Genomic DNA, 13,680 nt, shown 5'->3' with positions numbered 1-13,680 from the left:
TGGTGGATGAGGATGGCGGCATGGGCAACATCGCCGGCTCCGTGCTCACGCTGGCACGCGCGGTCAAGAACGTCGTCGACTGGGGCGCGGCCACGGCCGAGCAGGCCATCCGCATGGCGAGCGAGATTCCCGCGCGCATGTCGGGCGTCGACGACTGCTGCGGCGTGATCCAGGCGGGCCGTGCGGCCGACTTCAACGTCATGGGTGCCGACCTCGAGCTCGAGGCCACCTACGTGGGTGGCGTGCCGGTGAGGTAGGGAGGCCGCGGGCCCCCGGCCGGCGCCAGCGTAGCAAGAAGGCCTCGGGGCCTCGGCCGGCGCAAATGCAACTGCAGTAAGAAGGCCGCGACTCGCTTCCCTGGGGAGACGGGCCGCGGCCTTCGCCGTGCTGGAACCGGAGCCGCCGGCGCTCAGTCCCTGAGCGAGCCCTCCTTGAGGAAGCTCCCGTCCTCGAGCTCGCGGAACGCGTCCATGAGCTCCTCGCGGGTGCTCATCACGATAGGTCCGCCCCAGGCCACGGGCTCGTCGAGCCTCTTGGAGCTCATGAGCAGGACCTGCGCCCGTTCGTCCTTGCCCTCGACCACGACGCGGTCGCCGCCCTCCAGACGCACGGCCGTCTTGGGTCCCACGGGCAGCCCGCCGACGCGCGCGGAGCCCTCCAGGGTGAAGGCCAGCACCGAGCGGTCCTCGTCCACGTCGATCGCCACGGTCCTGCCGGACTCCACGCCCAGGTCGTAGTAGTCGAGGGGAAGGTGCTCGCCCTGGTAGCCCGTGTGCGTCCTGCCGTCGGCGTCGACGTAGCGGCCCGCGAGCAGGCGCAGGTCCCCGCCCTCGATCTTGATCTCCTCGATGTCCGAGCTCCGGATGGCATGGTAGCGGGGGCTTGCCATCTTCTCCGCCGCGGGCATGTTGAGCCACAGCTGCACGCCCAGGAGCCGCTTCGCGGGAGGGATGGTCTCCTCGTGCATCACGCCGGAGCCCGCGCACATCCACTGCACGCCGCCGTCGCTCACCGTGTCCTCGTAGCCCATGCTGTCGCGGTGGTGCATGCCGCCCTGGCGGACGTAGGTGATGGTCTCGATGCCGCGGTGCGGGTGGAAGGGGAAGCCGGCGGTGTAGTCGTCGGGGTCGGTGCTGTCAAACGAGTCGAGCATCAGGAAGGGGTCGAAGGCGTCGGCGGTCTGGTTGCCCAGCACGCGGACGAGGCTGACCCCTCCGCCGTCGATAGTCCTGAATCCCTTCACCACGTTGGTCGCGTGCCTGTCCATGTCTGCCTCCTTCGGCTTGCGGCGCCGACTTGGTCCGCGTCCCCCGTTGGGTGGCGGAGCGTCCGACGCCGCGCGTTTTGCGTTGCCGCTTGTATACCGTCCGGACGGGCGGCCTAGACCGACGTCTCTTCCTCTGTGACGGTTCTATGTGCGCTATTAAATAGCGCACTATATAATAACGAGGCGGACCTAGGATGCGATGCGCAAGCAGGGGAGAGGGGCGCAGGCGACCCAGTCGCAACGCCCTGCCGAGGAGAGGAAACGAACTTGGCAGTGAACAAGGACGCGGCGAGTAAGATCCTGGAGCTGGTTCCCGAGGAGTACATCAAGCGCATCCCCGTCTTCGTGCGTGCTCACGCGACGGGCAAGACCGTCGAGAAGATAGCCGCCGAGCACCCCGACCTCTTTGCGATCGCGGAGCAGGAGGGTCCCCTTACCGGCGAGGCGAAGGAGCAGCTCAGTGCCATCGTGAACGGCATATTCGAGCAGAAGATGGCCAAGCACAACCTGTAGGCCCGGGCCTGGCTGCATCGATCCCGCTGCGCGGCCGCCCGCCCGTCGTCGAGCCCCGCCCGGATGTGACGAAAGCGTGTGAATGGGAGAGAAGCCGCGACCGTTGCTTCGACGCTCCTCTCGCTTCCTAAAATGAAATCAGAATCCAATTGTCGGATTTTGAGCGACCGGACTTTGAGCGCGGGCTCGCGCGGCTTCCCCTTGGTGCCGACGTGCCCCCACAGCTCGGACGACGACGGGAGGCGAGAGCGGATGCCAGCGGTCAGGCACGGCTACAACACCAGGCAGAGGCAGGCGGTCTTCGACTTCCTCTCGCGCCACGCCGACCACTACCTCAGCGTGGACGACGTCTTCGGGAGCCTGCGCGAGGAGGGCTCCAAGGTGGGCCGCACCACCGCCTACCGCACGCTCGAGGCGCTCGCGCGCGACGGCGCCGTTGCCAAGGTCGTCTCGCCAGGTGGGGGAGAGTCGCGCTATCGCCTGATCGATCCCGAGCGTCCCGACGAGGGCCAGCTGGTGTGCCTGGGCTGCGGCAAGGTGCTCGCCCTGGACTGCCACATGTTGGACGACCNTCCATCAGCAAGAGCTTCGGTCCCATCGTGTCCCGTCGCGGGCTGCTCGCTGCCGCCGCGATCGGCGCCGGCACGCTGCTCGCCGCCTGCTCGAAGCCTGCGGGCCAGGACGGCGCCGCCGCAACGACCGCGACCGACTCCGGCAAGCTCAAGGTCGTCGCGAGCTTCTACGCCATGTACGACTTCGCGCAGAAGATCGCCGGCGACCGCGCCGAGGTCAGCTGCCTCGTGCCCGCCGGCACCGAGCCCCACGACTGGGAGCCTTCCACCGCCGACCTGCGCAGCCTCGAGGAGGCTGACGTGCTGGTGTACAACGGAGCCGGCATGGAGCACTGGGTGGACGACACCCTGAAGAGCCTCTCGAACTCCAAGCTGGTCACGGTCGAGGCCAGCAAGGACGTCGACCTGCTCGAGCTCAGCGCCGAGGCGCTCGAGGAGGAGAAGGCCGAGCACGCGGAGCACGGCGAGGACCCGAGCGAGGTCTCGACCACCGACCCGCACTGCTGGCTCTCGCCCACCAACGCCGCGATCCAAATGCGCGCCATCGCGGACGGCCTGATCTCTGCCGACCCCGACGGCAAGGACGCCTACGAGGCCAACTACGACAAGTGGTCGGCCGAGGCCGCCAAGCTCGACGGCGAGTTCTCGCAGGCGATCGAGAAGCTGCCCAAGCGCGACATCGTGGTGAGCCACGAGGCCTTCGGCTACCTCTGCCACCAGTACGGCCTCAACCAGATGGCCATCGAGGGCATCGAGGCCGACGCCGAGCCAGACGCCCAGACCATGGCCAAGATCGTCGAGTTCGTGAAGCAGCACGACGTGAAGTACATCTTCAGCGAGGAGCTGGTGAGCCCCAAGGTGGCGCAGGCCATCGCTGAGGCCTCCGGCGCCCAGGTGGAGGAGCTCAACCCGCTCGAGGGGCTCTCCGACGAGGAGCTGGCCGCGGGCGCGGACTACTTCTCGACCATGCGCAAGAACCTCGAGGCGCTTAAGAAGGCGCTGGCCTGATGAGTGCGAGCTCGAGGCCGGTCACGCTGCAGGACGTCCGCTTCTCGTACCGGGGCACCGAGGTGCTGCGGGGGGTCGACCTCGAGCTCGACGACGGGCAGATCTGTGCCCTCGTGGGGGACAACGGTGCGGGCAAGTCCACGATCGCGCGCCTGGTCGTGGGCGAGCTCGCGCCGGACTCCGGTTCGGTGCGGCTCTTCGGCCAGAGCCCGGCGCGCTTCCGCGNCGGCGATGCGCTCTCGCACACCTCGCTTGCCGGCGTGGCCGCGGGCCTGGTCGGCGGCCTCAGCCCGGTGGGCGGCGCCATTCTCGCCTGCCTGACGGGAGCCCTCTGCATCGAGGGAATCCGCCGGCGCTTCCGCGACCAGTCCGAGCTCGCCGTGGCCGTGGTCATGGCGGCCGGGATCGGGCTCGCCGGCGTGCTCTCGGGCTTCGTGCCCAACGCCTCGAGCTTCAACAGCTTCATGTTTGGCAGCATCCTCACCGTGAGCGCGGAGGAGACCGCGACCATCGCCGTCATCAGCGCGCTGGCCGTGCTCGTCTGCCTGCTCATGCGCCGGGAGCTCTTCCTGATGTCCTTCGACGAGCGCCACGCGCGCGCCGTGGGGGTGCCCGTCTCGGCCGCGAACTTCGCCTTCGTGATCGTGGTCGCGCTGGTGGTGGCCGTGGCGTCGAGGACTGTCGGCTCGCTGATCGTCTCGTCGATGATGGTGGTGCCCGTGGCTTGCGCGCTGCAGCTCGCCCGGAGCTGGAGGCAGACCTGCGTCATCTCCAGCGTGGTGGGCGTCGTGACCACGGTGGGCGGGCTGGTCGTCTCGTACTACTTCGGGCTCAAGCCGGGCGGCACCATCGTGCTCATGGCGGTGGCCCTGCTGCTGGTCATCCTCGCCGGGAAGAAGCTCGCCTCCCTGCTGCGCTAGGCCCGCTTCCTGCTGCGATGGGCCCGAGGATTGGACGGGGTCGTGGTCGTACGACCCCGGAGTCGTACGATCACGGAGTCGGGCGGGGCTTGGGGTCATACGGGGCTGGAGTCGACAGCATTTCTCACAAAATGCTGTCGTTTTTCTCTGCCAACAGGCCAAACGCAAAATTTGACAGCAAATCTCACAGAATGCTGTTTTTTGCCATGGCCGTCTTGGCAGCCGACGCCCCGGGCGGAATTGTGGCCGACTGGTCAAGGCGCACATCACTGGCAGCTAGCTGCACACGCGGTATTTTTGCCCTCGCTACAATCCGTCCATGGACATTGTCTTCTCGCATAGGACCTCACTTGCGCTCATCCGCGCTTGGCGCCGGAGCCATCCGGCACACGACCGTCCGCGGCCGTGTCCCTTCCCCCTGAAGCGGGGTGCTGGAGAACGTATCAAGAGGCAGGACCTCATGTCCCGGCTGCGCGTCCTTGGCATTGACGGAGAGGCCTACCTGGCAAAGTGGGGCAAGCTCGACTGCCTTTGCCATCCCGATACAAGGCGTTCGAGCAATGCGTTCCTCAAGGGGAAGGCATACGCAGGCGAGCCCGAGTTCCCTGCATTCTTGTGTTTGGGAGAAGGAGTCTACGCCTGCAGTGCCGCCCTCACGCTCATGCAGCTCTCTTCCTCGCTCGAGCTTGGCCTGCTGTCAAGCGTCGCATCCGAGCTGGAGGGGACGTTCGCGCGCGACCCGGTCGACCCCGTCAGGGGGGAGGTGGCTTTTGGGCTTGCCCCCTTCGCGGAGACGGACGAGCTGCTTTGGGAGCTCGCTCGGCTTCCTTCCTCCAGTGCCACGTCACGCGTGGGGCGCGCCCTGGGGCTTTCGGGTCCGAACGCCTGGTCGCCCCTCGAGGCCGTGCTTGCGACGCTCCTTGCGCTTCCCGGCGGGGAGGGTGGCTACGACCTGGGTCCCATCATGCTCAACAGACGCGTGCAGGCTGGGGCTGGCTTGCCCATGACTCGCACGTCGAGGGTTCCCGACATCGAGTTCAGGCAGGCACCCGTCTGCTTGAATTATGACGGGGAGGGACACCTTGACCTGCGTGGCCTAGAATCGGCGGCAATGGACCTCGGATCCCGTCCCGGAGACGCCGGTCTGGATCGCAGCCTTCGGTCCCTCAGGCTGCAGCTGAGGCGGAAGTACGTGGATGACCGGCGCCGCGAGAGGGATCTGGCTGCGAGCGGCCGGGCGACCCTCGTGGTGACCAAGGAGGACCTGCTCGAGCGCGGGGCCATGGATCTGCTTGCGCAGCAGCTGATAATCTTGCTGGAGAGGTCGACCCGCCAGAGCCTCATGCTGCCGCGGCGAGCCCTTGCGGACGAAGGGTTGCGGGCAAGGCGAGAGAAGCTTCTCTCTACACTGCTGTTCGAGCATCCGTAGGGGCAAGGTGGCGCTGCCGGGGGTAATGATGCCATCCCCGGGGAGGCCGACAGCATTTTGTGAGAATTGCTGCCTTCGATTCCCACCAACAGGCCAAACGTGAAAATCGACAGCATTTCGTGAGATTTGCTGTCTTTGCTTGCCTTCGACAACGGGCGACGCGCCCCTTGCTCCCCGCGGGCTCAGCCCAGCGTGCGCAGGAAGAAGTCGCGGGCGTTGGAGAAGAAGACCTTCTCGCATAGCTCGTCGCCAAAGCGGGCGGCCATGCGCTCGTGGAAGGCCGGAAGCCTCTGGCAGCCGTCAAGCCAATCCGGCACCTCCGAGCCGTCGTAGTCGCTGCCCAGGGCGATGACGTCCTCCCCGCCCAGGTCGAGGAAGTGCTCCACGTGCGCGGCAAGCTCGNCGTGGGGTCGGCGCCGGCGAGCCGGGCGAAGCGCAGAAGGGGGTCGGGCTCGGGCTTGTGGCGCTCGGTCGCGTCGGCGAGGACGACCTGGCCCATCAGGTCGTCCAGGTGAAACTTGTCAAAGAAGCGTTCGTACTCGTCTCTCTCGCGGGAGGTGACGGCGCCCAGGCCCAGCCCATGGCTGGCCAGGGAGAGGAGCAGTTCGCGCGCGCCGGGGAAGAAGGCCGCCTCGCCCGCGAAGCCCGCATAGGCGTCGTTCCAGCGTCGGGCGAACTCCGACGGATTCACGTCCAGGCCAAGGCGACCCAACGCGTCCTCGGTGGTGATGCCAAAGGCCACACGGAACTCGTCCAGGTCGAGCTCGCGCCCGTAGCCGCGTGCTGCCTGCTGCCAGGTCTTGAGCAGGACCTGCTCGGTGTCAACGAGGGTGCCATCCAGGTCAAAGGCGATGTGGGTGAACCTCATGCTGCCTCCCGCACGATGGCCGCCGGCAACTCGACCGGCGGCTTGTTTTTCCTCGCAACTATACTCGTGGGGCAGTGGCGGCTTGCGCGCGGCTGCCGTATGATACGACACCGACATGTCGGCGCCAGGAGGCACCGGCCATAGGAGCGGGGGAGAGNGCAGAGGGTGACCATGCGCACCCCGTCCTCGTGCAGCCGCTCGAGGTAGCCGAGCTCCCCTTCCATGGGGGAGGCGCCCTCGAGGGTCAGGAAGGCTGCCACGCGCCCGGAGGCGACGACGGCGTCCGCCTCGCCCATGCTGCGCGCCTGCGCCACGAGGTCCGCGTGCAGTCGGACCTGCTCTTCGAAGTAGTCCCGGGCCCGCTCATAGGCGGCACGGGGCGAGAGGGACGTTCCCTCCATGCCCTCGGGCACCCAGATGGCGAAGCACTGGCACCAGCCGTCGCCCGCGACCTGGCGCATGCGCGTGAGGTCCAGGGCGAGGCGGTTGTGCAGCAGGTCATCGTCTTCGAGGGGGCCGAGGACGCTGCCTATGGCGTCCACCTCGCGCAGGGCGAGGGCGTCGATCGTGTCGCAGTGCAGGTCAAACACGCGCATGTGTGCCTCCAGGGGCGGGGGAAGGGATCGGGGGAGAGTGGCGCCAGTCCGTCGTCGTGGCGTAGGCCTGGCGCGTGGGTCAGGCGCCTATCACGCGAGCAGCCAGCGCTCGAGCTCGCGGANCCAAGGCGGCGGCGAGCTGGCGGCTGGGACGCGTCGAGGACGAGGCGGTGGCCGACGCCGTCGACGCCCTCGTCAGGGGAGAGATGCCTCGCTAGGCCTTGTTAGGCCTCGCAAGAGGCCCTGCTAGAGGTCGGCGTCCGAAGCCATCAGCTCCGCGATGTTGAGGTGCGTGACGCCGTCCCGCGTCGTGGGGAGGGGGTCTAGGGTGAGCAGGTAGCGCGGCCACCCATCCCTGATTAGCGAGAACGGACGGAACTCCCGTTCCTCCACATTCTGGTCGACGATGCTCATCGACACCTGAACATAAACGTAGCGCTGGTCCTTCCGTGCGATGAAATCCACCTCCAACCTGCCAACGCGTCCCACGCTGACCGTCCAACCGTGGCGCCTCAGATATTGGTAGACCACGTTCTCGAGGGCTGGGCCGTAGCTGACCTGGTTGTCCGTGTTGAGCGCGTAGTAAAGCGAGAGGTCAGCGAGGTAGTGCTTCTCGCCTCCGTGAAGGCTCCTCCTGCTCTTGAGGTCGAACGTGGGACAGCGATAGAGCACCTTGGCGGCCTCCAGGTAGCCTGCGTAGCGTGAGACCGTCCTCGCGAGGACGGGCGTCCCTTGAGCCTCGCGGAGCTCCTCGGCGATGTTGGCGAAGTTCGTAGGTGCCGCGTAGTTGGAGACCATGTATGTCATGACGCGTCGGAACGCTTCGGCATTGCGGACCTTGCCGGCGCGCCTGCTGACGTCCTTCTCGATGACCTGGGCGATGACGTCCGCTACGTAAGCGGAGCGTGCCGTAGGGTTGGGGAGCCGCACGGCGCCGGGCATGCCGCCTTCGCGCAGGTATCGCTCGAACTCCGCTGCCGTAGGGCCGATCTCTTCCCCGAGTGCCTCCCTCATGCCGAGCCACTCGGGGAATGCCAAGGTAAAGAGCTCAAGCTCGACGTAGCGCCCAGTGAGCTTTGTGGCGAGCTCCCCAGAGAGGAGGTAGGAGTTGGAGCCCGTGATGAAAATCGAGACGCCTTCGAGCCTCCATGCTTCGACGACTTCCTCGAAGCCCTCCACATTCTGGACCTCGTCGACGAAAAGGTAGCTGCCGCGCGGGTCCTCCCCTATGGCCGCCTCGATGGCCTTGTCAAAGGTGTCGGGATCCCTCACGCGCCGGTACCTCCTCGCGTCGAGGTCGAGGTAGGTGATGCGGTCCTCGCCGACCCCACGCTCGCGCAGCTCCTCCATCACGGTCTGCATGAGGCAGGACTTGCCGCAGCGTCTCATGCCCGTCACGACCTTGATGAGGTCGGTGTCGTAGAAAGGCCTTAGCCGTTCGAGGTACAGCTCACGTCTGAAGAGTTCCGCCATGGATCTTGCCTCCTTGAAAATGCTCGTTTAAGGATACATAACTTGTAAAAAAATGCAAAGTATGTATCCTTAACGACCACTTTTCCGGTGGTGCCTCTGGCAGTGTCTGCGGCACCGCTGCACTATTGCATGGGTCGCATTGATCATTTTGCATGGGGATGGCTGACGGTCTGACATGGGTCACTTCGCCAGCGCGAGACTTGGCCCATCGCCATCATTTCGCTGTTCGAAGAGCGGGTGCCTTGCGGGTTGGTCGTGCCAGCTGCCAGAAGTGGCGATAGATCGGAGTTGCGCACGGAAGCGCCGAATTGTGGAGACGGTCGACGTGCTCTGCGAGCGGCTGGGGATCGGCCTCGACCAGGTCGCGGTGTTCGGCGGCGGTGGCAACGACGTGAGCATGCTCGAGCACGTGCCGCTCTCGTTCGCGGTTGAGGGCGCGGCGCCGGAGGCCAAGGCGGCGGCGAGCTGGCGGCTGGGACGCGTCGAGGACGAGGCGGTGGCCGACGCCGTCGACGCCCTCGTCAGGGGAGAGATGCCCGCGGTACGGGGGTGAGGGGCATCAGGACGCACAGTGGTGGCTGTGCTTCTCCTGGTACATCTCGACGTCCGCTCTGCTCAGGAGTGGCTTGATGTCGTCCGTCTCGTTGATCCTGCCGGATGCGTAGCCGATGGAGAAGCTGATGGTTGCCTTGCCTATTCGTATATGGTTGTCTGCCACACGGCTTTCGAAGACTTTGCGGCTTTTTGCAACACGAGCTGCGAACTCGTCAGATGGGACGGACGTGGACATCGCGAGGTACTCGTCACCGCCTAGGCGATAGAGCTGGATGCTACCGCCAAGCTCGCGGGAAATGATTGTTGCGAAAAGCGAGAGAATGCGGTCACCGGTCTCGTGACCGAATCGGTCGTTATATGTTTTGAGGTTGTCTATGTCCAGTGCTGCGATGTTGACCCGTTTTCCGATGCTTCTTTGGACGTCAACGTAGAGTGCCCTCACGTTACCTAAGCCTGTAAGGGCGTCTTGGAACGAATACCGCTCAAGACGCTCCTGAGAGCGGATGTCGCACATACGCGTGTGGTATCTGACACAACAGGCAACGATGAGAACGAGACCGAGTGAAATGAAGCTCGTGAGCGTTCCGTGGCTCGTGGCTGATAGCCTTGCTGCCTGCCAGATGACGAGGCCGAACGTCGCGGCTATGGCGGGTATGAGCACGATGGGGCGGATGGCGAATACGCAGACGATGCTTACCACTTGGACGATGAAGGAGTACACTCCGTTGCCTCGGGCGAGGTCGCCCATGGCAACGAATACGCCAAAGGCGAGAGAGACCACCACGAACTGCCAGACTATTGCCTGCGAGACGCTGAGCGAAACGTGTTCCATCCCTCGCAGAGAGCGATAGGCGTTCCACCCGATGAGCAGTGTGGCGCTGACGAAGAGCGTGGCGTATGCGATGCGATGCTGTATGATCCAAGGCCATCCGAGCTGGCATACCAGTCGCTCGTTCCTCTCCATGAGAAAATTGTTGACGAGCATGTACGTTTCCATGAAGAGTGTTATTGCGGCTAGGGACGTCCCACACCTGAGGTTGGACAACGTGAGTGCGAGGCTCTCGAATCTCGAGTGCCGACGTAGCCCCAATATCAGGCTCAGGCCTCCGACTTCGGTTCGCGTGGGGAGGTCAAATCGGGATGCTGTTGTTGGCGAAGCGTTCAAGTTCGACCCCCCCTGCAATGAGATTGGATCAGGGTTTTGGCATGAATCGATTTCCTATGGAGCGAGATTAGTATTTTCAGCTTGATTATGTCTACTCTTTTCCCTTAAATTGTGTTGGGCAAAACCGTCGAAAGGCGGCGACGCAAAGCTATAGGGCCTTCACTGGCAGCCAGTTACATTTCTACCACTTCGTTGAGAGGAGCAGCATGGCTGTCTTTTCTTATCGCGAGAGCCCCATCCGCCTGAGGCTCAGGGCGTTTGCCCTGACGGCATTGTTTGCCATGGTAACCATGCTGGCAGTTTTGCCGTCGAACGCTATTGCTCGTGAGGCCAAGGCAGTCACTGCGACAATCAGTGACCTGCGGATCACGCGCATCAACGGCACCACCGCCACAAGCGTATCTCAGTATGACACCTTCTACCTGGCGATGAACTGGGATGCGAGCCAGAACGGCGCCAACCTGCACGAGGGCGACTACTTCGACATCACGCTCCGCTCCCCGACAACATGCGCTTCCCGTCCGACACGACGGCGAGCGACTTCGACATCACGGGCCCCGATGGCTCGACGGTGATTGCCAAGGCGCATGTCGCCCCTGGTCCTGGTGACATTGGTGGCACGGTCCGCGTTTCCTTCACGGACTGGGTGGAAGGCAAGGAGAACGTCAAGGGTTCCATCAGGCTGGCCGCCCGCTTCGACGTGTCCAAGGTGACGACCGGGCAGGACAACACCTTCGAGGTGACGGTCAACGGGGCGGTCACCCCGGTCACCGTCAAGGTCACCGGCCTCACTGAGCTTCACGACGAGGTGCTCAGCAAGTGGGGCGGCAAGGTCGCGGGTTATGCCGACAAGGCCCAGTGGGGCGTCCGCATCAACCACAAGAAGGCCAACCTCACGAACGTGGTGATCACCGACCACCTGTCTGGTGGGGCCGGGACCGAGACCTACATCCCCGACAGCTTCGTGCTGAGGCGCGTCGAGATTGACTCCAAGGGCATCACCACCCAGTGGTTCGAGCAGATAGACCTCAGCGACAAGCTGACGATCGCCCCCGACGGCAAGTCCTTCACCCTCAGCCTGGGCAACGTCAACGGCACCCAGTACCGCCTCGAATACAAGACCACCTACACGCCTGGAACGACGTTGCGGAACACCATGTTGCTCAACTCCACCGAGCAGAGCAAGACCTATACCGCGACCCACACCTCCGCCAGCTCCGGTGGTTCGGGTGATGGTAACCTCGCCAACAAGATCAAGCTCATCAAGGTCGACGCAGACGATAATTCCGTCACGCTCGCCAATGCGGTCTTTACCGTGACCGACTCCGATAGCAACAGCTTCGAGCTCACCACCGGGTCCGATGGCACGGTGACGTCAGGGTCCCTCACTTCCGGTACCTATAAGGTAAAGGAGAAGACGCCACCCAAGGGCTACCTGCTCAATGAGGAGGAGTTCACCCTCAATGTCAACGTGTCGGGCGGTGCCATCCAGACGGTGACTGACGAGCGTATCAAGATTGACATCCCCGTCAGCAAGTCCTGGGTCGGCCCCAAGGGTGATTCCGTCACGGTCAAGCTCAAAGCCGACGGGGTGGACACCGGGAAGACCGTTACGCTTTCCGAGGATAACGACTGGAAAGCCTCCTTCACGGGCATGCCTAAGTACACCACGTCGGGGGATGAGATTACCTACACGTTGGAAGAGGCCGATGTGTCCGGCGTCGATGTCGACAAGTACCACGTCGATGTTACCGGTGACGTCGAGCATGGCTTCACCATCACCAACACGAACAAGGAGACCGTGAAAGTCTCCGGCACCAAGACCTGGGACGACGCGAACGACCAGGACGGCAGGCGCCCCGCCTCCATCACCGTCAACCTCATGAAGGACGGCGTGAAGGTCGACTCCAAGACCGTGACGGCGGCCGACGGCTGGAGCTACTCCTTCGCCGGTCTCGCCAAGTACGACCCCGCCGACGGCCACGAGTACGCCTACTCGGTGGCGGAGGATGCGGTCGACGGCTACACCTCCCAGGCAAGCGGCTACGATCTCACCAACTCTTACACCCCCGAGACCGTCTCGGTGTCGGTCAGCAAGTCCTGGGTCGGTCCCAAGGCGGACTCGGTCACCGTCGAACTTCTTGCCGACGGGGAGGGCACCGGAAAGACCGTCACCCTCAACGAGGGCAACAGCTGGAAGGACTCCTTCGACGGGCTGCCCAAGTACCGCGACCACGGCACTGAGATCGCCTACACCGTCAGGGAGACGTCGGTCGACGGCAGCAACGACCCCTACGTCAGCACCTCCACCGGCGACGCTGCGTCCGGCTTCACCATCACCAACACCAACACCTCCACGGTCAACGTCGCGGGTGGGAAGACCTGGAACGATGCGAACGACCAGGACGGCAAGCGCCCCGCCTCCATCACCGTCAGGCTCCTGAGGGACGGCGCCGAGGCAGACTCCAAGGAAGTCACCGCTGCGGATGGCTGGAGGTGGAGCTTCGACGGGCTGGCCAAGTACGACGCGACCGATGGGCACAAGATCGCCTACACGGTGACCGAGGATGCGGTCCGTGGGTACGCGACAAAGACTGACGGGTATGACATCACGAACAGCTATACTCCCGGCATGACTTCGCTTACCGTAACCAAGGCATGGGACGACGAAGGCAACAAGGACGGATCACGCCCCAGTTCTGTCAGGGTGCAGCTCTACGCTGACGGTGTTGCCCAGGGCGAGCCCATCACGCTTGACGAGACGAACCACTGGACCCACACGTGGACTGACCTATACCTGATGAACGCAGGCAAGGATGTCGCGTATACGGTGGACGAGCTGGACACTCCCAAGGGCTACACGAAGACCGTGAGCGGGAATGCGACCGAGGGCTACGTCATCACGAACGCCCATACGCCCAAGTCCCCCGAAGTCCCGAAGAAGGAGAAGCCAAGGAAGCGGACCCTGCTCCCCAAGACGGGCGACGAGGCCGGTACGCTTCTCGTGTTGCCCTTCGCCGTTGCTGGTGCCACTGCGTTGCTCGGCGCCATCGGCCTTGGTAAGAAGCGCTCATAGTTTTCTGCCGGACCCCTTAGGGGTCCGGCGTCTCCAAAGTTGATATCCATGCTTCCCGGGCATCATTGACCGGTGTCCCTTGAAGCTGGATATGGGCTCCGCGTGCGCGCGGGTGACCTGCCCCCGGGTGGTGCCATCTCCCCGGGGGCATTTTGTTTTTCGTTTTGGCAGACAGCCCTTTGTATTACTTTGTATAAATTTAAAAGCTTGCGCTGAAGACCATTTTCCCGTATAAGCT

The 13,680-nt window shown here is 64.2% G+C and carries 13 protein-coding genes, 2 pseudogenes and 1 riboswitch; of the genes and pseudogenes, 9 read left to right on the top strand and 6 right to left on the bottom strand.

The window, feature by feature from the left end; translation table 11 throughout:
- Positions 1 to 257: amidohydrolase family protein (locus BQ7388_RS06590; RefSeq protein ID WP_159430805.1), on the top strand; the 257-nt coding region annotated here is incomplete at its 5' end.
- 152 nt (positions 258 to 409) lie between these two features.
- On the opposite strand, the gene BQ7388_RS06585 is transcribed toward BQ7388_RS06590, so the two are convergent.
- Positions 410 to 1,267 (bottom strand): pirin family protein, encoded by an 858-nt coding sequence (locus BQ7388_RS06585; protein WP_072500068.1) that lies wholly within the window; start codon positions 1,265 to 1,267, stop codon positions 410 to 412.
- Positions 1,268 to 1,540: 273 nt separating this feature from the next.
- On the opposite strand from BQ7388_RS06585, the gene BQ7388_RS06580 reads away from it, so the two are divergent.
- The 5 genes and pseudogenes from BQ7388_RS06580 to BQ7388_RS06560 all read left to right on the top strand — a co-directional run bounded on the left by BQ7388_RS06580 (position 1,541) and on the right by BQ7388_RS06560 (position 5,709).
- Complete coding sequence (locus BQ7388_RS06580) at positions 1,541 to 1,780, top strand: hypothetical protein (RefSeq protein ID WP_198003192.1); 240 nt, start codon at positions 1,541 to 1,543, stop codon at positions 1,778 to 1,780.
- A gap of 132 nt (positions 1,781 to 1,912) precedes the next feature.
- Positions 1,913 to 2,299: pseudogene (locus tag BQ7388_RS06575) on the top strand (Fur family transcriptional regulator); the annotation flags it as partial.
- Positions 2,300 to 2,379: 80 nt separating this feature from the next.
- Positions 2,380 to 3,360, top strand: a complete 981-nt coding sequence (locus tag BQ7388_RS06570; protein ID WP_234946887.1) for a metal ABC transporter substrate-binding protein — start codon at positions 2,380 to 2,382, stop codon at positions 3,358 to 3,360.
- Positions 3,360 to 4,280 carry an iron chelate uptake ABC transporter family permease subunit gene (locus BQ7388_RS06565; protein WP_234946886.1) on the top strand — a complete coding sequence of 307 codons (921 nt, stop codon included), beginning with the start codon at positions 3,360 to 3,362 and terminating at the stop codon, positions 4,278 to 4,280. The genes BQ7388_RS06570 and BQ7388_RS06565 overlap by 1 nt, the downstream gene beginning before the upstream one ends.
- A gap of 460 nt (positions 4,281 to 4,740) precedes the next feature.
- On the top strand, positions 4,741 to 5,709 hold the full coding sequence (locus tag BQ7388_RS06560; RefSeq protein WP_072500067.1) for a hypothetical protein: 969 nt from the start codon (positions 4,741 to 4,743) through the stop codon (positions 5,707 to 5,709).
- A 182-nt stretch (positions 5,710 to 5,891) separates the two neighbouring features.
- Here the strand turns inward: BQ7388_RS06560 and BQ7388_RS12990 are convergent, their stop codons facing one another.
- The 4 genes and pseudogenes from BQ7388_RS12990 to BQ7388_RS06540 form a co-directional block, all read right to left on the bottom strand.
- Positions 5,892 to 6,095, bottom strand: coding sequence for a membrane dipeptidase (locus tag BQ7388_RS12990; RefSeq protein ID WP_072500066.1), 204 nt, complete (start codon positions 6,093 to 6,095; stop codon positions 5,892 to 5,894).
- Positions 6,096 to 6,124: 29 nt separating this feature from the next.
- Positions 6,125 to 6,577, bottom strand: a pseudogene (locus BQ7388_RS13495) (HAD hydrolase-like protein); the annotation flags it as partial.
- Positions 6,574 to 7,173, bottom strand: coding sequence for a membrane dipeptidase (locus BQ7388_RS06545; RefSeq protein ID WP_072500065.1), 600 nt, complete (start codon positions 7,171 to 7,173; stop codon positions 6,574 to 6,576). The pseudogene BQ7388_RS13495 and the gene BQ7388_RS06545, both read right to left, overlap by 4 nt.
- A 246-nt stretch (positions 7,174 to 7,419) precedes the next feature.
- Entirely contained in the window at positions 7,420 to 8,646 is a 1,227-nt protein-coding gene (locus tag BQ7388_RS06540; RefSeq protein ID WP_072500064.1) for an ATP-binding protein, read from the bottom strand.
- 310 nt (positions 8,647 to 8,956) lie between these two features.
- On the opposite strand from BQ7388_RS06540, the gene BQ7388_RS12315 reads away from it, so the two are divergent.
- Positions 8,957 to 9,199: an HAD family hydrolase gene (locus BQ7388_RS12315; protein ID WP_072500063.1), complete on the top strand. Its 243-nt coding sequence runs from the start codon at positions 8,957 to 8,959 to the stop codon at positions 9,197 to 9,199.
- A 6-nt stretch (positions 9,200 to 9,205) separates the two neighbouring features.
- Here the strand turns inward: BQ7388_RS12315 and BQ7388_RS06530 are convergent, their stop codons facing one another.
- A complete protein-coding gene (locus BQ7388_RS06530) occupies positions 9,206 to 10,246 on the bottom strand; it encodes a GGDEF domain-containing protein (protein WP_234946885.1) in 1,041 nt (346 codons plus the stop codon).
- Between the two features lie 227 nt (positions 10,247 to 10,473).
- A riboswitch (cyclic di-GMP riboswitch) is annotated at positions 10,474 to 10,547 on the top strand.
- A gap of 25 nt (positions 10,548 to 10,572) precedes the next feature.
- Between BQ7388_RS06530 and BQ7388_RS12985 the strand changes: the two genes are divergently transcribed.
- Positions 10,573 to 10,941, top strand: a complete 369-nt coding sequence (locus tag BQ7388_RS12985; RefSeq protein WP_072500061.1) for an Ig-like domain-containing protein — start codon at positions 10,573 to 10,575, stop codon at positions 10,939 to 10,941.
- A complete protein-coding gene (locus BQ7388_RS06520) occupies positions 10,875 to 13,442 on the top strand; it encodes a Cna B-type domain-containing protein (RefSeq protein WP_072500060.1) in 2,568 nt (855 codons plus the stop codon). The genes BQ7388_RS12985 and BQ7388_RS06520 overlap by 67 nt, the downstream gene beginning before the upstream one ends.
- Positions 13,443 to 13,680: the final 238 nt, after the last annotated feature.

The organism is Olsenella phocaeensis (assembly GCF_900120385.1).
GTDB classification, from domain to species: Bacteria; Actinomycetota; Coriobacteriia; order Coriobacteriales; family Atopobiaceae; genus Olsenella_I; species Olsenella_I phocaeensis.
This window is presented reverse-complemented; position numbering and strand designations above follow the sequence as displayed.

Excerpts from the sequence above, each read along its gene's own strand:
- BQ7388_RS06585 (WP_072500068.1), bottom strand. The coding sequence starts at position 1,267 with ATGGACAGGCACGCGACCAACGTGGTGAAGGGATTCAGGACTATCGAC.
- BQ7388_RS06560 (WP_072500067.1), top strand. The coding sequence starts at position 4,741 with ATGTCCCGGCTGCGCGTCCTTGGCATTGACGGAGAGGCCTACCTGGCA.
- BQ7388_RS06540 (WP_072500064.1), bottom strand. The coding sequence starts at position 8,646 with ATGGCGGAACTCTTCAGACGTGAGCTGTACCTCGAACGGCTAAGGCCT.
- BQ7388_RS12985 (WP_072500061.1), top strand. The coding sequence starts at position 10,573 with ATGGCTGTCTTTTCTTATCGCGAGAGCCCCATCCGCCTGAGGCTCAGG.
- BQ7388_RS06520 (WP_072500060.1), top strand. The coding sequence starts at position 10,875 with ATGCGCTTCCCGTCCGACACGACGGCGAGCGACTTCGACATCACGGGC.